Below are 23,888 nucleotides of genomic sequence, written 5' to 3'. Positions count from 1 at the left end.
CCTCCCTGAATTTAATAATCTTTTTAAAGTGATGTATTACACTGGATATATAACAGAGTGCAACTCGACAGTCGGGTGTTTAAACGGCACATCAAGCTCTAACAGTTTTGAAGTGACAAACGACAATGCCGATGAAACCGTTTCACGAATTTCAGCAATATTTACTGGTGGTGACGAGTATTCCGCCTTGACATCGCGGCCAAGTGAAACATTATTCAATTCAATCAGCAACTCCCAGTCTTGCAGCATCCGCATCCCATCAGTCGTTGGGGTTGTACCAACAATTTTGTTTCGAATGCTTGTCTTTTCGCTGGTGATTCTATCGAAAACTTTGAACACGAAGAATGGTTGTTTTAATCGATTAGCAGCGATTGTTGCAACGCTCGAAGTGTAATCGAGCGACTGCTTGATGGCATGATCTATAACCTTGTGCCCCACTCCTAAAACTCGTTTAGCAGCATCCTGCCCGCGCAAATTCCGATCGAAGACCATGTTCTCGTAAGTAGTCCTGACTCCCGGTTCCGTGAGCCACTCATCTGGCGTCTTAAAGGATATCCCCTCTTCGTCCTTGACAATTCTCCTCCCATTCATTGAAAGCATGGCTTCCAAAAATGGTTGTAGCGCAGGAAGGTCTATACGTGGGATTTTGTCGGATACTTCCTTGTAATCAAAGCGGGCACTGTTGCCAACAATCTGCTTCACTGTGTCGATAACATCATTACCACCAAATTTAGCTGTTTTAGCGTCAAACCATGTACCAAGAGAATTTGGTGCAATTGTGGAAGCACCGTTGAATACTTCATTGAACATAGACGGGGATGTCATTCCAAGCACAAGTTGGAGTAAATCTTCCGGTTCGTCCATTGCTGATCCTAGCGCCTGCATAATATTGTCAATTTTTGAGTTAAGTTTTTCCCAAATCCGTGACTCTACGGTGTCAGGATTACGCAAAGTGACCACTTCAACCTGTCGGGTCTGACCATACCGATTTAATCTTCCAACCCGTTGATGGAGGCGCATCGGGTTCCATGGAAGATCTACATGTATCAGACTATGGCAACGCTCCTGGAGGTCTATCCCTTCACCACCCGCTTCAGTACAAACAATAAAGCGTACTTTCCCATTGTTAAATTTTTCAGCTGCGTTTTCACGGTTTTCACTAAGGACAATAATTTTTCCACTTGAATCAATAATTCCCTCTGCTCGATTATCACCATTGATGAATGTTGCGCAATTATCACCAAATTCACTAAACAACCGCGAAATAAGAAGAGATTGTGTTGCCTTGTATTCAGTGAAGAAAACAATTGTCCGTTCTGCGAATTTTGTCTTTAGAAGCTCAATGATTTTACATATTTTGGTTTCTTCAATAACCATGTCAGCCGCATCAATCAATTCTTGCAATCGTGGAGCTTCATCTTCCATGAGGTGAACAGATTCTGCCATTTCAACAATCTGCTCTTCAAGTTTGGCTATTTCATCATCATTGCCTGAAGATTGAAGTGAATCGAGTTCTGAAAATTTGGCTTTGCTTTTACTTAATATTTCTTCCAGATTTTTCAGTTCGTATTGGCTTTGGTTGATCCGAGCAAGGCGTCTCTTTAAAGCTTTGTGAATTGCTGCCACAGAACTGGAGGCCAATTTCTGCATTGAAATCAGGACAAGCATTACAACCCGCCCGCCAGACTCGCTCAGCGAATTGGCATACATCTTCCCAGTTGCAATAAAGTCAGTCAGCATTTCATAGAAATATTCTTCTTCAGGCGAGTAAGCATAGGTTTCCGGTGACACAATTGGTGGGAAAAATAGTTTTTTACCCTGTAGATCGGTGACATTCTGCTTATTATTGCGTATCAACACCTGCTTAAGCAGTGGAAGCTGCTCACATAGATCATTTTTTGGATCAAACTTGTCGGGATGAAGCAATTTCAGCAACGCCAGGAAGCCATAGTTTTTGCCTCTGTGCGGAGTACCCGTGAAAAAGACCATGGATTCTACTCTGCGTTCTTCTTGTAATCGACCCACCAACTTATAAGCCAGTGTCGGACCTGCATCTTCATCCGCGTTGAGATGATGAGCTTCGTCTACAATAACTAGATCCCATGGGTCACTTTCAATGAGGCGGTCATGTCGCCCTTTATGATCATCACGAAGAGTATGAAAGGAAGCGACAACTTGATTGTGAGTATTCCAGAAATCTGATTTCGCGTTATCAGCCTCGCTCACATATTTCACCATGCGAATGTCAAACATCTCTCTTAAACGAAACTGCCATTGGTCAACAAGCGATGCTGGGCAGAGTATCAACAACCTCTTGACTGTTCCCTTTGCAAGAAGAGGCCATAATATCAGGCCAGCCTCTATCGTTTTTCCCAGACCAACATCATCTGCCACCAACCACCGAGCAGGCCACACTTCGTTGACTCTTTTGCATACCCACAACTGATGTGGTAACAGAGCGATCTTTGATCGTGACAGTACCCCCCAGGTATCATTCACAGAAGTAATTGCTGCCGCCTGGGTTCGTACAAGAACTTCTGACGGGGAATCCCATGTGGTTTTATTGAGAGTCTGTTCTGGAGTGGAAAATCGAGACAATTCATCCTTAGCAACCTCTTCTATCCCGTGCTCGAAACGGACCAGTGTGGTTGGTCCTTTATCGAATTCAACTTTGCCATTGCCAAATCTGGAATGACGGACAAGATCGCCAGATGAAAACGGGGCTGTATTAGACATACTCAATCTCCTCATCAATCTCATTATCTAATACCAGTGTTGATTCAAATAACTGGACTTGCAGATCAGTATCCATAGCAACAATCAACAATGGCAAATCGTATGAGTTCTCGAAAGTCGCCTTTTTATCGCCTAGATGCGTACACAAGAACTCATGGATCATCTTCGAGCGAGTCTCGTGATCGAAACCATTATTCAATCCATGGCACCCAAGTCTCTCCAACAAATTTCGCACTGGCCTTCTCGGCACATAGCAATATCTATGAGCAAGCTGGTTGTTTATGATTTTTTTCCTTGCCAGTTCTCTCATGACAAAGCAAGCTCCCATGCCTAAAGCCCTGTCAATCGGCGGAGCATCAGGGCCTCCTCCCTGAAAAGCCGGATTTATCCTCGGAGCTGTTATTTGCTTTAAACTGAAAGGGTCCTTCATCCTATCAATAGCCTTAAAGCTCTCCACATACTCATCCAACCAGTACCCTAGAAGGAAAAAGGATACGAACTCTTTCATCCATTGGTAGTACTCGGGATCCTGCATCTCATCCTGGAGGTAATTTTTAATGACAGCCATCCACTCGTCCAATCCAGTTTGTCCAACAGTAACAAATCTGTCCATCCATCCCTTAGATTGACAGAGATTAATAAATGAGCGGTGTTGCTCTGGTTTTGCTCGCCCGATTGTATGAAAGGCCCCAAGCAAAAAGAGAGTCAACCAGCCCTTTCTTGCCTCAGGTTCTTTTTTCAGAAGATCGAAATCTAAAGGCGGGAAAACCCCCCCTGGAAAGGACTTACGCTCATATTTTTCAATTTGAGTGACTTTATTTGCCAGCCACCAATCATAGATAGCGCCAAGAACTTTGTTTGGAGAAAGAGGTGGTTTATTAGAGATTGATGGTGGGAAATCTGATAGATCAAACTGAACTTTTACCAACATCCGCAGGAGCTCTTCTTTATCGCTATAAGACCAGTTTTCAAGACAATGGTGAGATTCACTTACACCTGATAACCATGTGCCTGAGAGGCCATTTTGACGGAGCGAACGAGCAACCTTGTGCCCCAACTCTCCATGGACCAGATAATACAATGCAGCGCTTTGCTTAGGCTCACAATCTGCTTTACGAACCCATTCTACTAACAATTCGGTAGGAGCTTCAAAACGTGGTCGGCTTCGTTTGAAAAATGCTCTGCCAATTTCGTCATAGACATCAGCCAATCTTGCGCTATCTGGAGCAAAGTTTATTCTAAGCTCCTCTTCTTTGTTATCCACATTTCCAACGCACAGTAAATCCCTTGATGATTTCCATAGGCCTGAAACATTTTTAAAGAGCAACTTTGAAAACACCTCTGCCGATTGGGTTTTCTCATCCTCTTTAAGCTGTTCCCATACAATTAAAGCTATAGTTTCAAGTGTTGCAGCAATGGCCTCATCACAACAATCTCTTTCGATTAAATGCATTATCGATGTGAAACTAAATTTATCTATGTTTGCACCCAAACCGATTCGCTTAAGAAGAACTGAAATATCAGTCGAAACGCATTGGTCAGGCGGAATACCTAGATTTACGAGTTGTTCTATTACTTCTCGGTAGACCCAAGGTCCAGACAGTTCGTGTCGAATCAAGTCATTGGTTACTAACTGCTCATATGGAATCGGCAATGCATTTGGAATCGGACCATGGCTCAATTTTATGAGTGCCGTTTTGGCAACAGATGAGCATATACCTGTCCCATCTGTGTTAATTGCAGCTATTGATAAGGTTTTCCATAATGTTGCCAATAATCCAGCGGGGGAAAGACTATCTACTAAATTGAGGTGTTCTTTTACAAACAGCCAGTCTCTTTCCAATATTGAAATTAGAGAAGATAACTTTACACCGAGCTCTTTTCCTATTTTTTCAGCACAATCAATATTCGATTGCGAATCGCCTGCCAGTCGCCCTCTACCTGCATCAAGAGAAAAAGCTGCATTTACAGCAAACCCAAGACTTTCGTTTTCGCGTGTTGGAGATGTGACCCATAGAGAGGGAACCTCTTTAGGAAGACGGCAGAAACCTTCAGGTGAGATCACAAAAAACACGGATCCGTTCTTAAGTCGAAAGACCAAACCTTGCCTGGTTACAACTTCCTTATCGACCGGAAGTCGACAATCGCCGATCTCTATGCCATCTGAGAGCGTGAAAGGTTGCCACTCGTATATTTGATCACCATTTGATGGAAAAAGATTGATTCTTTTTATGGCTCTTCCGAACACACTCAGCAGGCCAGCCATGATTTTGAATCTTATCAGAAGGTCATCTACCTGAGCTTCATCATTAAGGTCTAACTCGATAACTGTTCCCTGATATTGTTGATCTTCAGAATATTGCTTTAGTTTTGAGATTGTAAGTTGTGAGGGAGACCAAGATCGAGGGAGAACACCTCCTATAACCTCGACGCAAAGCCGACCACTTAGAAGCCGGGGTTGATCACAACATAAAAATACACTTTTGAAGCCAAGCCCGAACTTACCGGTTACTTCATCATTGCTTTGTTTATCGGAAGAAGATAAGACCAACATCTTTTCGAGGTCGCGGTGAAATCCGAGATTTTTGCTTCGATCCGGGTTTGAATTGATTTTTCTGCCCCAGTGCATAAACCGTATAGTTGAACCATCAATATCAATAACCATTTTTTGTGCCGGTGATGGAACTTTGCCACCAGACTCAAAAGAGCCAAGTTCAACAGCAGCGTCATCTGAATTTTGAAAGAGCTCAAATGGGAGGCTTTGCAGATCATACTGAAAATCCATCAGCTTCTGTTTAAGACCTTCAAGAACCGTTTTCCTTACTTCTTCGTCATTTTGCAGAAGCTGTGCAATTCGGCTTTTCTGCTTATCAAGCTCCTTTAATAATTGTTCATGCTTTTCTACTGGGGTTTTGAGAGAGCTTTTACTTTCTTGATACCTTACACGAGCATCATGATACCCTTCTAAAGCTTTTTTCAGCTTATCATTTCTTCGATTTGCATTTAATTGTGGTAAATAGAATGGTAGATGATCGAGGATCATTCCGCGAACGACATCTATTTGAAGTTGATCACTTTTACTTAATTCTTGTAAAAGTTCATTTAAATCAGTGTTTGTCTGATAATAACATTTGTCAAGGATGTAGCTTATTGTGTTTTTTACTAATTCTGTCAGTTCATCGTTCGAATAATTGTTTGTGATTATTTTGCGCAACGGTATAACATATTTGAAATTTCCGTAACCTTCTAGTGATCCTGCTATTATAGTGGTGAAGTTATCAGATAGGGGTACCTGTATCTTATTTCCAGTTATGCTTATTACATTTACCAATTTATCTGCAATGATTTTTACTTCTACATCAAGATGGTCCCAATTTGTTCGATACACTCTTTTTGGTATTGTAGTTTTATTCCCGTAACCGTCTGATATGACGCAATCTGCGTCTCTCCAGCTGATTTGATCATACAACCAATCAGATGTGTGTGGCTCTAAGTATTCATCAGCTAATGATCTGAGTTTAGGTCCCATCAGGCTTATTGCTGCACCGATTAGTTCGTCTTGAACAAGCCCTTTCCAGTCATTGAAGTAGCTTTTTATAGTTTGTTGAGCATCTCCAGATTGTGAGATCGATATTGGTTTAGGATTTTTATCAATATACCTACTTGTATCAGCTATTATGTCATCTAGTATTTTTGCATGTTTTTCTTCCAGTAATGAGTCATTTGAAACATCTGCCGCGCCATAACAAAGATTATCTGTTTTTATCCATTCCCCTGAAACCGATTTAAGTTTAATTTGTGGGAGGAATTCGACTGCTTGGTCGTAATCTTTGCAAAACAGTTCCAAATAGATATTAAAAACCGAATCAATCTCAATATTTCGAGTATCAGTATGAGTAGCCAATTCATTTAAAACAATAACTAGGTCTTCCGCTTGAATTGGTTTCAGTATTTCTGGTAGCAAATATTCTGAACAACGATCAATTCCATACTCTTCTACAGAAGATGTAAATATCTTCCAGGCAGGCAATTTCTTAATTTTGTTAAACGTAGGGAGAATTTTTTGAAATCGCGTATCATCAGGAAGATTGACCTGACCGACTGTGTATCCAGGTACTTCTGCCATCAGAAAACCAAGTATTTTGAGCGCTTCATTGTCCTTCGAAAAACATATTGATCTCATAAAACTTAATGAGGCTGAAGCACGTATTTCTTTTTCCAAGTCATCTACAGACGCATAACAATAGCCCGCTTTTGAAGCAAGGATTTGTACATGTTGAGACATGGCAGGTAAATCGATGACATCTACTGGTCGTATTATTTTACCGTTATACAGTGGTAACCAACATGTCTCTTTAAGATTGCGTACAGTGTTAATCCTGTCATAAATGCTATTCTTCTCCAGCATCTCAACAATTAGCCGCCAGTATTTTGCCGGGCATTCATAGTCAAGGGCTATTTGAACTATCGCAGCTTCATCTAATCGTGGTATCCATTCTTTTTGTTTTTTGGCAATGGCAGGAATATAACTATTTTCAACAATTTGAATTGTTGATGCCAAGCTATTTGGTAGAGATATCCCCATATCAAGAAATGTATTGCTATCAATTCGCCCTTTTTTACCGGTTTTAATGGTGTGAAATGGCAATCGCAACCAGACATCCATGTTGTCTATACTGCTCAGAATTTCATCACATTCTTTATCCGTAAACTGATTACTGGTGATATGATTTGAACCTATAATCGATAGTTCATTTATAACTTCGTCAGGATCAATTTCTTTAATCCCTAGAGAATTCCACCTTCCTGACGGTAGATTTTCTACCAAACCGCGGTCAAGGATATTCCATGCATTTTCCGCCTCAATATTAGATACTTGACGCCATAGCTTCTCCCATGCTGTCGATTGGCGGTGCCTCGCAACCCATAGATGGGTTTTCTCATCTGAAAAATGTACTTCATCGCCATGAAGCAAATATCTAAGACCCATTAAGGCGAGAAAATCTTGACCTGGATTGTCGACGTATTCTATGAGTTTTTGCCTGGAACTCATCGGACCAAGCTTTTTAATTATATTTCCAAGGGACATCAAGATATTCTCACCATTACCAGATGATGGAAGAATTTCTGTGTTCCCGAAATATATCTTGAATGATTCTAGGTTGGTAAGAAGTATCTTTTCTTCAGGCAAAACGTCAGTAAGTAATTTTGAATATCCCGCCCGAGTTTGAATATTTGTTCCTTGAGTCAAACCAAAAAGGTTGTTTCTTTTACGAGCAGTTTCCAAAGTCGCATATGATACAGCCACATTTCTTAGCGTTTTGGCGTCAACCACCTGAATTATCTTGAGATCTGGGTTGGTTCTGAGAATCGCACCACGATTATTCTCATCTAGAGAACTCAATATTAGATTTGCAACATCAAGGCAACGTTCTATCGTTGTATTATGTAAGGGATTAGACTCTATAGTTGAGTGGAGTGCTCTCAATAAAAGCAGGGCGTCATCTCGGTGTAGATAGGCTGTTCCAGGGTTTTCATAGTCATCGAGATCTTTGGGGACTATTAATACTTCTGCGCCACTTGCCCATAATGTTGAATAGATATGTTCAGGTATTGCGCCTTTTGCTGCTGCATCTTGCGTTCCTATAGATAAACGATTATGAGGGAGAAGGAATTTGACGAGATTTACAATTTTCTGTCGATTGTTACGTAGGAGATTGAGTTGTGTATTAAGAAAACCTTCTTTTAATAAAGATCGAATCGCATTCTGAGTTTTTTCAGTCCTCAAGTAAAACGAGGGTAATGCCTGAAAATATTCTGATAAATATTCAAGAGAAGTGGATTCAGTAAAAATACCTATATTTATGCCCGTAATAATATTAATGATTTCGTGCTCGCTCCATTGTTGTTCATTCACATGAATAGCTGGAGCGTTTCCATCATAATATATGTACGTATCCCCCAACATATCTAGTTTGGGCAATACATGCCATGGCCTTTTGGGGTCTACATTGGGTGGAGCAGGCAGTGGTAAAAGTCTGTATTCTTTTCTATCCACAAGATTCCAGGCGGAACCATTGCAGTCAAGTATTTTTAGCCACGAGTTAGTAGTGCAAATGAATTTTCTAAATTTATCTATGAATCTTTCTTTTGCTTCTGAAATTGATTCCGTTATGGCTTGTGTAAATCCTGCAATCTCTTTTTCACTAAAGGAATTACTTCGGACATAATCATCAAGAGATTTTATAACAAGGGGGAGAGAAACTTTTTGTGCAAGCAATTGATTCCACTTTCGACGAAGCGTTGTTTCATCAATTTCGGTTGTGTTCTCCAGCGTTCTTTCACATAACTGATCAAAATCGTGGATCCCTCTCCTTCCTGCATCTACAAAAAACTGCCCGTGGACAAATATTCGGATATGACGATTAGAATTCTGGATTTTTGCTCTGTAAATATGAGTTTCTTCCCCTAATGGCAAGAAAAGAGCCCATTGAATGGTAAGTTTACCAAGCTGGTTGTCCTGATGACTTATGACTACGCTTCCCTCTGGCTTTGATTTATCCGGTGCCAGTTTCCTAAATCCAGCAACATCCTGGTAATAGCTTTTAGGCCATTTATCATTCCCTTTAATGATACTAAATTCCTCGGAAGTCGACTCTAGCTTAAATCCATTGAATACTAGGGAACAGTCACCACCCACAACTTCACCAAACCATTTGCAGGCGTCTTTTTCTGCATCAGTAGTTACTTTATTTTTCAATTCAAGGTGGAATTTTGAATCACCCTCTGACGGGATAAATTCTATCGATGACAGGCTTCTTAATAGAGGGAGGAGGGATGCAAGATCTGATTTCAGATTTAAATCGTGCAGAAAAGATAAATCTTGTCCGAGTAGACCATCATCTCCCGGGAAAAAATCCATTATTGATCCGGTAGGGCTGTTTTGATTGTATAAATGACTCTTTTTTCTAAGTGGTATCCAGAGGAAAAAACCCTTATCATCATTTCTAGAAATTGTCGCTGATACCTCACTTAATAATTCCCAGTCAAAATCATTTACAACGTCCCAATCTGAATGAATATTGTCTTCGGCGGATATTTTCCAAGGATTGAGTGCTTCGAAAAATTTATGCTCGCCATCCCAAGCAATATAGAAAAATGCTTCACACAGATGGAAAACACTTTTCATCCCTAGGCCAAATTTTCCTATTGTCTCTGATTCACCTGCTTTTGTATTACTAGCGAAAGATGCAATTGCTTTTTTATCTGTTTTACTGAACTCTCCATTATTATAGAAAAAAACGCCCCGGCCCCTTTAGTAATGGATGCGAAGCTTCAGAAAACCCTTGGTGATCGCCAAATACAAAGCGTGAGACATTTTTGGCATCATCTGCGTTTTGAATCAATTCCTTTAAAATTGGGAACCCACTTTGGTAACGATCTCGTAGGTTGTCCTGAATTAAGTTTATAATATCTGTGGTATAACCTTGCAAAATACCCCCAGTAGTCAAATGTAATCATCAGCAACCACGAGCATATTAATCATAGTGATCATATATAGCCGCGATAACACATTCAGAAACTAATCACCCTAAAAACCATCCAAAATGCTCTCGAGGTATCACTTCAGCAGCGCTGTTCCTGGCTTTTGCCCAACCTCGCCGTCCTCAGAAACCAGATACACCTCAGGACATTGATCTATGAATTCCTGCGAGTTCAACATCTCTTCGTTCCTCTTGTTGGCTAGATGCATTTCACTTTTGCCCCCGCCTGAGTATTGTACAAATTCAATCTTACTGACAGACCTCCCCCATATAGCGTCCCAGGTACAAATAAATATCGCATGCTTTGTAAATTCCCTGATTTCATCTGACAACTTGATCTAAAAATAACAAAAGCCGCCATTCAACAAAACGCTGAAATGGCGGCTTTTGACGATCAACGGATCTAAAACCAGCAACTCTCAAGATTTCCCTCAAAACCATATAACATTTAATGAAATTCTTGTACATTTTTATGACACTTCTGTCAATAACCGAACTGGATTATCGATCACAAGAAGGTGTCCACGAAAGTTTTATCCCCTTTACGGAATATGAGGCAGAAAACTGCATTGTGAAATTTTTTGCATCGAAACGGCAAATCGTTTTCGATAATGGTGAAAGTTTGAATAAAATGCAGGGGAAAAATCTTAAAATCTATCTGGATGGGCAAGAGATTGAGTGAGTAGTGATCATCACCGACTCAACAGGATTCCACACTTCCCACATACAACAAATTAGTGATCGCCGTTATGATCTCCGAAGAATAATGAGCTGAGTGCAATCCCTCCAAGAATGCCCCAGAACAACTCACCGGTTTTGTTGCATGACACTCGGCTATTGGGCTCTTCTTGTTTAACTGACCCAATCCAGTCCTGGAACCGTCGAACTTCAGCGTCAATGTTGAAGGTGACGTTAAGAGTTATTTTTGTCGTGCCGTACTCCAGGTGGGCAGCAGCAGGATCTTCTATAGTCAACAACAGTCTGTCCATGAACTCTGTCAGTTGCAGCAGGAACCGTTCTGGTAATGCGATAACCAGCGGCTTGCCTGCTTCGTATCCTTCCGGAAATTGGCAACTGCTTAGTTCATAAAATGTAGACAGGCAACTGTTTACCGCACAACTGAGTTCATCCACCGCCGATACGATAATGCTGCGTGAAACAGATTCTCTGGCCAGAATCGTCGAAGATATGCTGGTAAACACACTCGATATCCTATCAGCATCAAACATGCTCAAAATATTTGCTGCCTGAACAAATGATGTCAGCTTTTTGCCGGAGCACATCGGCCTCTCTCGCAGTGTTGCCCGAATTTTATCTCGCAGGGGGGCTAGTTCTTGAGCCAGTATTCGGTAATGCTCCGGAACGGAACAGGTATCTTCACTCATGATAACTCCGAAAGAGATAACGAATCATCAGGGATAGGCTGTTCTTTACCACCACAACACGCAAGCCGTTGCCAAGGGTTGCCCTTGCCACCGTTTCGGCCGGGGCAAACGCTGCATAGGCCGATATAGTAATGGCAATAATAGCTGGAATAAAAAATTTAACCGATAAAAGCAATTTACTGATACTTGAAGCTTGTTGTGTCAAAGATCTGTACCTATGAAATGCAAGTGTAACTACCACAAGGTAAGCTGTTCTTCATTTTGTAGAATGAAGCCATTATCGGTCCAATATATACTGATAATGTTTAGTTCCAGATCGTTATCTACTTTATAATTTCTGAATAAATGATTGTCTGATGTTTTTTCATTATAGTAATTATCAAATTCTTTTAAAGCAGCATTTATATTTATAAAAGCGGATTGTGCTTGATTTAATTTATGATACAATCCACCCCAATATCTCCTTAATATAAATAAACCATTAACATCCACAAACAACACAATTATGTAAACTGCTTTATACTTAGACTCTTCAGCGATCAACTTGCATACTTTTATCCATTCGGCTTTCATTGTGTCACCCCCAGATTTATTTGCGATTAATTCGGGCAATATATTTCTGGCTGGCAACACTAACGGTTATGCTATCAAATTCTGTAAGGAGGAAAGCACCTCCTCTTGTACATCACAGGCACGCTTACGGCATCTCGTAGCTTGATACTCTCAGCAGGGTTTCGGTTTATCACTCATGACATTAGCTGTTTTAAAACCCATAATCACAATACATCGTTGTTACTCTGCTCAAATGCCCACCTCTATATGATAGAAATTTTCTAAGGGGGTAGGAATCATTATTTTCGAAAACTTCAAAAATATTAAAAAACCATATGCACCTTGCTCCCACACCTCCCCGACACAACCTCCAGGCGGCTCGGAATCTGCTCCTTCAGTTCTGCCACGTGCGAGATAATCCCTACCATCCTCCCCTGCTCATTCAGTCGCACCAATGTGTCCATAGCAATATCAAGCGTTTCCTGATCTAGTGTTCCGAAGCCCTCGTCGATAAACAGTGTATCAAGATATCGCCCACCGCTTTGCGCAAGAACGATATCGGAAAGCCCCAGCGCCAGCGAGAGAGATGCAAGGAAGGTCTCACCGCCTGACAGTGACGAAGCCGGCCGGCGTTGGCCGGTGAAATCATCGGTTACTTCAAGATCAAGCCCTGCACCCTTACGGGCATCAGTGACCGTCTCAGAGCGCCTCAAGTGGTAACGCCCCCGGCTCATAAGGGACAGACGCGCAGAAGCGGCAGTCGCCACCTCTTCGAACAACGACGCCAGTACGTACCTCTGGAGGGTTATCCGCTTTGAGTTATTGCCTGAGGCAAGATTTGAAAGGTTCGATACGACCCGGTACTGCTGCTCTTGATCGGCACTCTCTTTCTGATACTTTTCGATCACTAGTAAAGACGACCGGATAGTCTCATGCAGAGACTTCTCCCTCCCCTGCTCTTCTGCAATGGCAGTCAAAGCATCTTCCGCACTCGTTCGGCTTGAAGTAAGGGAATGGAGATCAGGCCGTGTGAGCCCGGAACATGCCTCCCCAGCCTGTGTCTGCTCTGCTGAGGCAGCGGCCACCTTCTCCCGGTACACGGCAACCTTTTGCTCCAGACGCTCGAGTTCATCCCCCGTGAGACCGGACGCACGATACTCCTCCTCATCCGCAAAACCGGCCTTAGCCATGCGATCAGCAAATGTTTTCTCTCCCTTGCCCAAACGCTCAGTCAGCTCTTCGGAGCTCTTCACGGCCCCATCCCGTTCCCCCTGCCGAGCGCTGGATTCCCGCTCCAGACGTTCAGCCAGTCCGTCCGCTGTTTTGAGCCCTTCAGACGTTTCCACTATGAATGTTTCGATATCAGCAATCAGTTTTTTCACCGCAACTGAGTCGCGCTCTCCGTCTCCAAGTTCGCTGCTTTTCGCCTGCAGCTGCCCTGCCAATAAATCTGCCTGAGCGGCGGCTTTCTGCAGGGCCTCGGCTTTCCCTGTCAGAGATTTCCGAGCCTCTTCCAGCTTGCTCCCCTCCCCTGCCCGGCTCGCACGTGCTGTTTCAAGCTCCTTTTCTTTGCTGACAAGATCTGTAAACAGTAATTTTAAGCGTTTTATCTCTTCATCCAGAATGGCTACCGATGTATCCGCAGCAGATCCGAGCTGCTGTCGCAATGTGTTCGCTTCCGACCTCGCCTCTCCCAGGGAGACATTATGGTTGGCAGCTTCTCCCCTGACCTGGTCAAGCTTCTCCCGAGCGGTCTCAACGGCCAGCTTTGCAGCTTCGATCTCCAGATCGGTTGGAACATTCTCAGCACCGCCGGCAGGCGCCGGGTGCTCCAAGGAGCCGCACACCGGACAGGGTGCGCCGTCGTGGAGCTCCTTTGCCAATCGGGCTGCCTGACCGTGGATGAGTTTCTCCGAAAGCCCTTCATATATGGCAACAGCCGAGACGACATCGGCTTCCGCCTTGCTGTACTGATCTGCCAGCTTCCCCTGTTCTTTTGCGAGTTTCACTTCCCTGTCAGCGGCACCCGCCAGTTTCCTTGCAGATGCAGCCTGGCTTTCCACCCCCTTGAGCCGCTCCCCGACCTCTCCACGTTGACCGGCTTCCCGGGCAAGATCTTCGATTCTCTCTCCAGCCTCCGCAAGCCATGCCTCTAGCGCTGATATGTTTTTCTGAACCAGTTCGAACTCGTCGCTTGCCGCTTTTCGTGCCTTCACCGCTTCCTTCAGTTTCCGTTCCCCGACCGTCACCTCTTCAATGAGGCGGAGTCGACCTTCGAGACCTGCCTTTTCCGCCGTCTTTGCCGGAATTTCAGCAGCGAGTTTCCGCATACTCTCCTGATCTCCTTTTGCAACAGACAATTCACCACGCATTTTTACCAGTGATTCGTCCAGTTCGCTGATCCGTGTCGCAAGGTCACGGCTCTGATGACGGTCCCGGGTAAGCGCATTATAGAAGTCGTCAAGTGAGAGCGCCCGTTTGCCCCGTTCGCATTTGACAGCAATTTTCTCAATCGATTCCCGTTCCCCTGCGAGGCCACTTACCGCAACTTGAGCTTTTTCTAGCCGAAGAAACTTCTCCTCGATTATATGCCCTTTCTGGAGGGCTTCTGCAGCCTCTTGCAGGCTTGCTGCAGCTGCAGAGTATTTTACCGACAACTCGCTCTCCAACTGCTCCAATTCTTTCTGTTTGGCTTCGAGTTCCGAAGGAGAGACAACCTCCTGGCCTTCGAGGATCCCGCGGATGGTGTTCCTGATCCCTTCGAGACTCCTGGCAAGGGCGGCGCTTCTTTCCTTGAGTTCGTTTTCGATTCGCTTGAATCGCTCGGTAGCGAATAATTTTTCGAGAATCTTCTCCTTGTCTGCCGAGGAGGCCAGCAACAGTTTGCGAAACTCCCCCTGGGGGAGAATCACAACCTGGCGGAACTGATCGGCGGTAAAGCCGAGCACCTGTTCGATTCTCTCCCTGATGTCTCCGACCTTGTACAGCGGTGTGTCTATAACCGCCCCGTCGGCATCGACCTCGCACAGTTCGACTTTGTGAAGAGACTTTTGCTCTTTCCCCTTCTTTAGCAGGGTTTGCTCGGGGCTCCGTTTAATATGAAAGCGGCGCGGGCCGACCTGGAACAGGAACTCCACTTCGCACAGCAGGTCTTTAGGAGCATGCTGTGAACGAAGAGTATGCTCGTCCCTGGTGGAACCGCTGGGAGTCCCGTAGAGCGCGTAACAAACAGCGTCGAGAATAGATGTTTTACCAGCCCCGGTCGGCCCCTGGATCAGGAAGAAGGCTTTCTCGCCGAGGAGGGCGAAGTTGATCTCCTGTTTACCTGCAAAAGGACCGAACGCCTGCATGTAGAGTTTCAGAGGGCGCATGCGTCACCTCCTTCCCTGCGGTTCATCGCGTCAAGCACTTGATTCAGGACATCCTCCTCCTGTTCATCCATCTCTCCGGCGACGTGCCCATAGAAACGGGCGACGATCTCCTGATCGGATAGCCTCCTCAATTCCCCCGGGTTGACAATATTCCCCTCCCCTTCCTGCTGAATTCTAACAATGGAGAGTACATTCGGATAGAGATCACGGATTTTGGCCGCATAATCGAACAACGTCCCGCGGTCGGTAAGGATAATAGAGAAATAATCGTCACAAGACGGGTCACTCTCAGCTGCTTTCAGAATCTCATCAAGTGTCCCTCTCAGCTCGCGCAACTCCCTTCTCGGGAGCACCGGGATGGTGGTGCGGATGACCCCACCAGCGGCGTCCAGTTCAAATATGCTGAACATTTTGTCGTGGTCAAGTTCAGAGAATGAATAGCGTAAGGGAGCACCGGCATACCATGCTTTCGGGCCGACCTTCTGGGGGCGGTGCAGGTGGCCGAGGAGGGTGAGGCTGAACGGGGAGAAGACCTCTGAGTCCACTAGGCTGCTTCCTCCTATGGCCAGTGGGCGCTCGGATTCGCTACCCTCCCCTCCCGCGGCGTAGCAGTGGGCCACGCAGACGGTGCGGCCGGAGGTCGGGAGGCCTGCAAGAACATGCCGATATGCTGCAGTAAAATCGGGGATATCAGCATCATTGAGATGGCGTCGTAAAATTATCGGTTCCAGATAGGGTAGAGGCAGGAAGGTGACCGGACCATGGGAGTCGTGCAGTTCGATTGGGGTGCAGGCAAAGGGATCGGCAGCTATGTGAAGGCCCCGCTCTCGCAGGAGGCGGCTGCCGAAACCGACCCGTTCGGCGCTGTCATGATTTCCAGGGATGAGAATAATTTTGATGCCGAGATCCAGAACAATGCGGGATAAAAAATCGTCGAGTATCTCGGTCGCTTCTACCGGAGGAACAGACCGATCGTAGATGTCGCCGGTTATCACAACAGTATCGACCTTGTACTCGGCAGCCAAGTCAACGACCTGATTGAGGAGATATGCCTGATCGTCTGTCAGATGGACTTCATGGAATATTTTCCCGAGGTGAAGGTCAGCAAGGTGAAGAATTCGCATAGGCTACCCCTTATAAGATTTGCCAAAGGGTAACACAGGACCTCCCCCAAATGGAGTCCTATATGGATCATTATTTCTGATTTGTAAGTAGAAATATTTACTAAACTTGTCGATTTAATATCGACAAAAATTCATGAAATAGCTACCTTGTGAAACCTTATCTGAGCAGTTCCCCAACTACCAGTTTTCGACTTTTGTACGATACGAGAATATTCAAATAGAGTGGGGAAAACATCTATGGAGACGTAATAGTTGCCACTACATATGCGAAAATACGCTAATCTCAGAGGCGTCAAACGGGCAAAATTAATCAGTTTCCCATTTATTTCGTGCACATATCGAATGCCGACAGAAAAGCAAAGTTTATGGGGGGTCTCATGATTTCTGTTTCAATTGATAAGTTAATGGTCTTAGCTATGCCAGATTTTTCATTTTCTTTCAAAATCACTGGTAAGCCGTGGATTGTTAAATCATACAGCATAAAATATGATTACGCCACTTTTTATAATTATAATCTAATTGATGGTTCAACAGTAATAATTTGTCATAAATATATAAGACTAGCATTTAACCCAAGAAAGTGTGATGATGATATCATATTATATATACTAAATAAGTTGCAGATATATAAAATATCTAGGCTTGATGTAGCATTAGATTACAAACATGATTTGTCCCAGTACTTCTGGTTTGATATAACAGGTCGTAGAAAAGTAAATAGATTCCCGAAAAATAACGATCCTATTGAAACATTATATTTCGGAAGACCAAAATCAAGATTAGTTTTGGTGATATATAATAAAGCGAAAGAAAGTAATTTAGAAGGAACTAAATGGAGAGTAGAAGCAAAAATAACAAATGTCAAACTCGACAACATTTTGCCAATTGATATGTTTCAGTCAATATTTGCAGGCAGTATAAATTCATTTCCAAAAAAAGACAGCCACTTAAGACGCCTCCTTAAACATCCGGAATATATGCATAAGTTATCAAAAAGTAGGAGAAAGAAAGCACGCGAACTTGGAATGCAAAGAGATAATAGTTTACCTCACATAGATCAACCCACAGAGATATATAGGTTATTCCGGCCAGTACTTATGGAACAACTGAGACAATATATAATGATCCCGGTGACGGATCAAAACTATCCAATGCAGAGCAGCTTTGAGTCAGATAACGATGCGATAACACGAATGTCTTATTCGTTAGATGATTGATTTTGCAGAATTGCGAATAGTGATAAACATCTATGCTTTATTAAACGCATTGGGAAACTCATTTCTACAGATATGACTCCAGAAACACAGGAAGTATCTCTGAATGTTCCTATTCTCAAGATACATGCACACCTCGTGCGGTGACTTTCAAGAATGGGGTTTCCGACTCACCCTCATCGTGGAAAGAAAATCATTTCATCCGTTCTTGAAGGAGCACTGGAACACAAGAACAGCATGGGCAACAGATCAGTTAGCATAGCATACAGTAGCCAAACTGATAGGTCATTTCGGTTGGGAGCCATATAATGTCGCAGAGCTGGAGCACATAACATTTCTCTCGGTGCGCATGGTTCTCGTCAATAGGCATTCACCAAACCTGGTATTGGCGGCACTGCATCACTGAAATCTCCATATACTGAAGGAGGTTCACTTGAAACTGTTTTCTCCGTTTAGACTTGGGACAGTAGAACTCAAAAACCGCATCGTCATGGCACCCATGACCCGGAGTCGGGCACAGGGCAATATCCCCAACAGCCTGATGGCCGAATACTACGATCAGCGTGCTTCAACCGGACTGATCGTCACCGAGGGAACCTCCCCATCTCCAAACGGCTTGGGATATGCCCGTATCCCGGGGATATTCTCTACTGAGCAGCGGGATGGCTGGCGCCTAGTGACCGAGGCTGTACACGCCGGCGGCGGGCGTATCTTCATTCAGCTGATGCATGCCGGCCGGGTGGGATCAACACTCAATCTGCCGGTGGGAGCGGAACTGCTGGCCCCGTCTGCTATCGCCATGAGCGGCGCCATCTGGACCGATGTTAAAGGTGAGCAAACTTATGATACACCAAGATCTATGACAGCAGGTGACATTGCCGCTGCAATTGAGGAATACGCACGTGCCGCAACACTTGCCAGCGAAGCAGGTTTTGATGGTGTTGAGATCCACGGGGCCAACGGGTACCTGATAACCCAGTTCCTTGATCCTGGGTCAAACCAAAGGGACGATGACTACGGTGGCGATGCAACCCGCCGCAATTGCTTTGCACTGGATGTGGCTAGAGCCGTCATCAACGCCATCGGCGCTTCACGAACCGGTATCCGGCTTTCACCGTACGGGGTGTTCAACGACATGAGCGGAACCTATGAGGGGATTGCCGGGCAGTACACCCAGCTTGCTGCTGACCTTGGGCGCCTTGGGATGGCCTACATGCACATGGTCGATCATTCCGCAATGGGAGCACCGAAGCCCGATCAGGCAGTAGTTTGCACTATGTGCAAGTCGTTCCGTGACAGCGGCGGCGGATCTATCATTCTTTCCGGCGGTTATGACCGGGAGCGGGCGGAGGCAGATATACAAGACGGCACGGCGGACTTGGTGGCATTCGGTAGACCGCTCATAGCCAACCCCGATCTTGTTGAGCGGCTCAGAACCGGGGCCTCCTTGGCTGTCCCCGATCAGGCAACCTTCTACACTCCTGGGAAGGAAGGATATACGGATTATCCCGGATTAGCCGACTATAGAGTTTGATCTTTTGTGAGGCTATCGACCGGTATCAGGATCTCATTGCGACGTAGGAACCAGAGGGTGAAGGGAGGATTGTAGCGAGCCCACACCGGTTCGCCTCTGATCACAAATCCGTTTTCACGAATCCAGTTTTCCAGTCGTTCCTTGTTTTCGAGATAGTTCTTCTCGCTCCACGTCCCGGAATATCGAACTGCTGCCATACGTCTGGCCGGAACCTGACGCAGGGTGATACTACTGTCGTCGGGAACAGGCAACGTTGCCAGTGTGTAGCTTGCCGGCATCATGAAGCTGACAGCCCACTTTCCCGCTGATGCCTGCTGACTCACCGGGGCCGTCATGGTAATCTTTTCACCTTTTGGCTCCTGTGAAACTGGGGCCGTCATTTCAATTGAACTGCGGGAATGATTTGCGCCGGATATGTAGTTGAAGAGACGCCTGAAGGCTTTACTGCCAGCATCTTCAAGAGAGCCATCAACCAAAGTCTCGGCAAGTATATGCGGCTCATAGTCACGCACCTCGAATATCCCGTTCTCTTGAGCCACTTTGTAGGGCGCCTCTTCAATTGCCATTGCCTGTACTCCGATCAAAAGCATTACTATCATCACTAGCCCAGCCAGTTTCACAAGTCCTCCATAGCCCAACAGATGCAATTGTAACTTTAGAAACCTTCGTTGCCCTTTATTGTTCTGCGAACCCGCTTGGGCATCAAGGACTTCTTAGCGTCAATGTGTCTGCCGTAAGTATAATGCATTGAATTATCTTCATCGCTGAAAAGCTATACTCCCAACAATGTTGGCAACCTCAAACATCAAATCAATCTATCACTTTGTATCAACATGCTCGATCTTCTGCAGGTTTTTCTGAAAATTCCCTCGCCTGGACAGATCTCTCTCGGTCATCTTGTTTTCTTACCTGCCAAACCGGATTAACTTGTCCAGCCGTTCTACTGCTTCTCAATTCTGACGAAGATATGTGACGTTTACTGAAGAGTCATTTATCATAAATGTGTATTTAATGTGTTGCATGTTATTTAAATGTAATGTTGTTTATGTGCATGTCATGTACTGTATATACAAGCAATGTAATTCCTATCTGATCAGGTGCAATTACCCCCCTCCTCAGCCCAAATCAAGGGGATTCTGTGACTCTAATATCGATAAGAATGCTTTAAATAGATAAGCTTCGTCAAAATATTTCCAGAATTTTAAATAAGCATATAACACCTGAAAAACACCATCCCATACTCGATTATATGGGAATGTTGCTGGTTCACTTTATAGTCATGTGATGTACTGTACATACAGTACACGACATTATGTTACATCTATGTCATGCAATGTGCTTGCCTGGCATTATTCCCATTCGTAGCAATATTCCTCTATATACTCTTTTCATCAACAGCCACAACTCATTAATTTATGCGATTGTGGAAACGGTTTCTTGAAAATGCGGAAATCACTTCATACATTTATCAATGTGCCGGAATATGTATCCAGGACCATCGCGCAACGTTCAAAATGATCGACGAATACTAGTTTCACATATGAAAGATCCCCTGTCCGTGTACGTTCGATTGGCGTGCTCGGCTAGCGCATTAGGAAGCCCTATCCAGTCAGAGATACGTTCCCAATATACTCTTGAAAGCGTCATTTCCAGGACCCCGCTGGCAGTATTCTTTGGCACAATGCCCAACAGGTTGATATCAGCTGTAGGCATCATATACCTGTAGTTACCAAATCTCCCAACCAATATCCGTTCATGTCATGTACTGTATGTACAGTACATACCTTGTGTTTATTTGACAAGTCATGTAATTGATTTTATATTAAGGTTATATAGGTTATTTTATTGTCATACTTGCAATTACAGGAAATGTATTGTATATGCTGTATAAGGAAATACACTGGAGGCCCTATGGTTATCGTAGTCGCAAACGAAAAAGGTGGGACTGGGAAGACGACAATCGCTACAAACCTCGCAATTATGCGGGCACAAGAGGGCAATGACGTTATTCTGATTGACGCTGATCCTCAAGGGAGCGCAAGTGAGTTTGTTAAGGTAAGAGAAGATGAAGGGGTAACGCCAACAATCACTTGTGTATCTATTACAGGTCGAGCTGTTGCATCAGAAGTAAGGAAACTTATTCCAAAATGTACTGACATCGTAATCGATGCCGGTGGACGCGACAGCGCGGGTTTAAGATCATCTCTGGTCGTTGCAGATATTCTTATCGTACCTTTTTTAGCAGGCCAATACGACATCTGGGGAGTTGAAAACATGAACGAATTACTTGAAGACGCCCTAGCTGTTAATCCCGATATGAAGACATATTCCGTTTTAAATAAAATGGATACAAACCCGCGTATTGGGCTTTCAACCGATGCAACAGACGTAGTGACTGAAATGAAGAACCTGCAGCTCATGAACGTTAAAATCGGCTACAGAGTTGCTTATAGACGATCGGCTGCTGAAGGACGGGCTGTTAATGAACTTGACAAGAAAGATTCAAAAGCAATCGCCGAAATATTAGCTCTTTACAAGGAGGCATTAAATGGCGTTTAAACCAAAATCAACGAAGCCGAGCAAAACTGTTGAAGATATTATGTCCCCGGAAGAAGAGAAATTTATCGGTGCTGCAAAAGCTGATACCCTAGAGTCAAGTTCGTCCCAAAACATTGATACGCACAATGTTTCTGAAATAAAAGAGGATCCAAAAAAACCAAGAATCCCGAAAACCAAACAGCACGTTCATGATCTCCATGAATACGTCAGGAGACATGAATGGCCTACAACCCCTTTTGAAATGCCGTCAATCGCAGCAGGGAGATCTGATCTTGACAAGCCATTCACTATGAGATTACAGGAAAACATCTGGTTATCCTTAGAACGGCACTGCAAAGCTCTTGGCGTTTCTAAAAGCGAGTGGGTTCGTCATGCCATGTTGAAATTGATGCGGGAAGAACAGGAATATTTCGCCAACAAGGAATAGGGGAGGGGGTAATTGAGTAATATGTAATGCTTTTGATAAGATAGATTCGATGATTAATCCTTGATTTATGATTCTTATCCGTTAATATAGTTCAATGCCTAACACACCGAACAACGATAACCTTCCACAAAGTGTCTCTGCAATAATGCAGGAATTGCTGAACAAAGTTTCGCCAGAAGACCGGGGACATCTGCAAAATATTCCTGAAGACATGGCGCTGACTTTACTGAAAATGAAATCTGCAATGCAGGATAGACAAGATGAAATCCCTGCCCAGGCAAAAAAACAGGCGAAGGAAATTCGCAAGGCTGTAATAGAAGGGGCTGGTACTCCAGAGCAGCTGAAATTACCCCTTTCCCCGTTACCAACTGAACTTACCAGAACGTCTCCATTCTTCCCTATGTCAAAGCAAGAGATGTCAACGCGGGAATATATCCGCGATATGATAATCGCCGATCATGCCTGGGGATCAATTAAATACAGCGGACCAAAACTCAGTGTGTATGAAGAAGATATGCTTATTATTCTTCTGGCTCTTCTCAACGAAGCCAATAACAGAATTAAAACTGAGGTCGATGGACAGACAACATACACTTACAGAGGATCACTTCTGCAACTTCTTAAAATGAAAGGAATAAATAAACCAGGTAAAAATCATTATGAAGATGCTCTGAGTGCATTTAAGCTTATGACTAGCGCTCGTTTTGACCTAACAACAAACCGTCAAGAAGGGAAGAAAAAAATCCCTAAAAAAACCACATTCAAAAATCTCATCATGGGGGGTGAATATGACCATGATACAGGAGAGTTCACAGTAACAATAAATCCCTATTTTTATGAAGCTTACGCAGCTGGTGAAGTTACAATGATTGATGCTCAGATGAGAAGTCAGATCAATTCACCAATTGCAAAAGCACTTTTCCGTTTTATGCAGTCTCACCGGGACGACTGCTGGTACGGACCTCTTATGACAATATCGGCTGCCCTAAACCTGGATATGACGCTACCTAAAGCTAAACTCCGGGAACGCCTCAAGAAATCTGTTGGAGAACTTGTTAAACTCAATGTGCTTACTAAAGAGAGTCGAATTGAAGGAGATCACGTAACTATTGTGCGACAAAGCAAGCCATTATCTTCAGCAAAAAAGAAAGCCATCACCTGACTTCTTCTTATGCCTCGAAATTCCCTCCCCATCTTCAGGCAAGTGATTACTCAACCAGGCCTCTATGTTCGACCCATCACGGATGTTTTCACTATCCGCGATACGTCGAATCCTCGATGACAAAACCTAAAATTTGTACTTTAATATATCAGCACGTTTTTTTTAATATCTGATATCAGCATGATACGTATCCAAGGATTTTATGTTCTTTTGAGATATCGGCAATTCGACCTAGCGCGGATAAACAGTTGGGCGAAGCCACTAATATTTCAGATTTTGA

At 44.1% G+C, this 23,888-nt stretch carries 12 protein-coding genes and 1 pseudogene; 6 read left to right on the top strand and 7 right to left on the bottom strand.

Translation table 11 applies throughout. The features are described 5' to 3' along the window. Positions 1–36 precede the first annotated feature (36 nt). From OR1_RS13270 to OR1_RS13235, 6 genes are all read right to left on the bottom strand, one after another. Positions 37–2,736 carry a DEAD/DEAH box helicase gene (locus OR1_RS13270; protein ID WP_052440445.1) on the bottom strand — a complete coding sequence of 900 codons (2,700 nt, stop codon included), beginning with the start codon at positions 2,734–2,736 and terminating at the stop codon, positions 37–39. After that, positions 2,729–9,925, bottom strand: a complete 7,197-nt coding sequence (locus tag OR1_RS13265; protein WP_041972367.1) for a hypothetical protein — start codon at positions 9,923–9,925, stop codon at positions 2,729–2,731. Before OR1_RS13265 ends, OR1_RS13270 begins: the two co-directional genes overlap by 8 nt. Before the next feature lie 1,089 nt (positions 9,926–11,014). Beyond that, positions 11,015–11,665 carry a hypothetical protein gene (locus OR1_RS13250; RefSeq protein ID WP_041972364.1) on the bottom strand — a complete coding sequence of 217 codons (651 nt, stop codon included), beginning with the start codon at positions 11,663–11,665 and terminating at the stop codon, positions 11,015–11,017. A 234-nt stretch (positions 11,666–11,899) separates the two neighbouring features. Continuing rightward, positions 11,900–12,238, bottom strand: coding sequence for a hypothetical protein (locus tag OR1_RS13245; protein WP_041972363.1), 339 nt, complete (start codon positions 12,236–12,238; stop codon positions 11,900–11,902). Between the two features lie 302 nt (positions 12,239–12,540). Continuing rightward, positions 12,541–15,588 carry an AAA family ATPase gene (locus tag OR1_RS13240; RefSeq protein ID WP_041972362.1) on the bottom strand — a complete coding sequence of 1,016 codons (3,048 nt, stop codon included), beginning with the start codon at positions 15,586–15,588 and terminating at the stop codon, positions 12,541–12,543. Further along, a complete protein-coding gene (locus OR1_RS13235) occupies positions 15,576–16,712 on the bottom strand; it encodes an exonuclease SbcCD subunit D (protein WP_041972361.1) in 1,137 nt (378 codons plus the stop codon). Before OR1_RS13235 ends, OR1_RS13240 begins: the two co-directional genes overlap by 13 nt. A gap of 377 nt (positions 16,713–17,089) precedes the next feature. Here OR1_RS13235 and OR1_RS13230 point away from each other — a divergent pair, with 377 nt between their 5' ends. The 3 genes and pseudogenes from OR1_RS13230 (at position 17,090) to OR1_RS13225 (ending at position 19,460) form a co-directional block, all read left to right on the top strand. Then, complete coding sequence (locus tag OR1_RS13230; protein ID WP_152609893.1) at positions 17,090–17,929, top strand: hypothetical protein; 840 nt, start codon at positions 17,090–17,092, stop codon at positions 17,927–17,929. 156 nt (positions 17,930–18,085) lie between these two features. Continuing rightward, positions 18,086–18,187, top strand: a pseudogene (locus tag OR1_RS23035) (pirin family protein); the annotation flags it as partial. 172 nt (positions 18,188–18,359) lie between these two features. Continuing rightward, the gene (locus tag OR1_RS13225) at positions 18,360–19,460 is read left to right on the top strand and encodes an alkene reductase (protein WP_082002945.1); all 1,101 of its coding nucleotides are present in this window, start codon (positions 18,360–18,362) and stop codon (positions 19,458–19,460) included. Here the strand turns inward: OR1_RS13225 and OR1_RS13220 are convergent. Continuing rightward, on the bottom strand, positions 19,448–20,026 hold the full coding sequence (locus OR1_RS13220) for a heme-binding protein (protein WP_052440455.1): 579 nt from the start codon (positions 20,024–20,026) through the stop codon (positions 19,448–19,450). The two genes, OR1_RS13225 and OR1_RS13220, sit on opposite strands and share 13 nt — an antisense overlap. 1,345 nt (positions 20,027–21,371) lie before the next feature. Between OR1_RS13220 and OR1_RS13215 the strand changes: the two genes are divergently transcribed. The 3 genes from OR1_RS13215 to OR1_RS13205 all read left to right on the top strand — a co-directional run bounded on the left by OR1_RS13215 (position 21,372) and on the right by OR1_RS13205 (position 23,608). Further along, positions 21,372–22,019, top strand: a complete 648-nt coding sequence (locus OR1_RS13215) for an AAA family ATPase (RefSeq protein ID WP_041972358.1) — start codon at positions 21,372–21,374, stop codon at positions 22,017–22,019. Next, positions 22,009–22,446: a hypothetical protein gene (locus OR1_RS13210; protein ID WP_041972357.1), complete on the top strand. Its 438-nt coding sequence runs from the start codon at positions 22,009–22,011 to the stop codon at positions 22,444–22,446. Before OR1_RS13215 ends, OR1_RS13210 begins: the two co-directional genes overlap by 11 nt. A 145-nt stretch (positions 22,447–22,591) precedes the next feature. After that, the gene (locus OR1_RS13205; protein ID WP_052440444.1) at positions 22,592–23,608 is read left to right on the top strand and encodes a RepB family plasmid replication initiator protein; all 1,017 of its coding nucleotides are present in this window, start codon (positions 22,592–22,594) and stop codon (positions 23,606–23,608) included. Positions 23,609–23,888: the final 280 nt, after the last annotated feature.

It is taken from the genome of Geobacter sp. OR-1, from assembly GCF_000813145.1.
Lineage (GTDB): Bacteria > Desulfobacterota > Desulfuromonadia > Geobacterales > DSM-12255 > Geoanaerobacter.
This window is presented reverse-complemented; position numbering and strand designations above follow the sequence as displayed.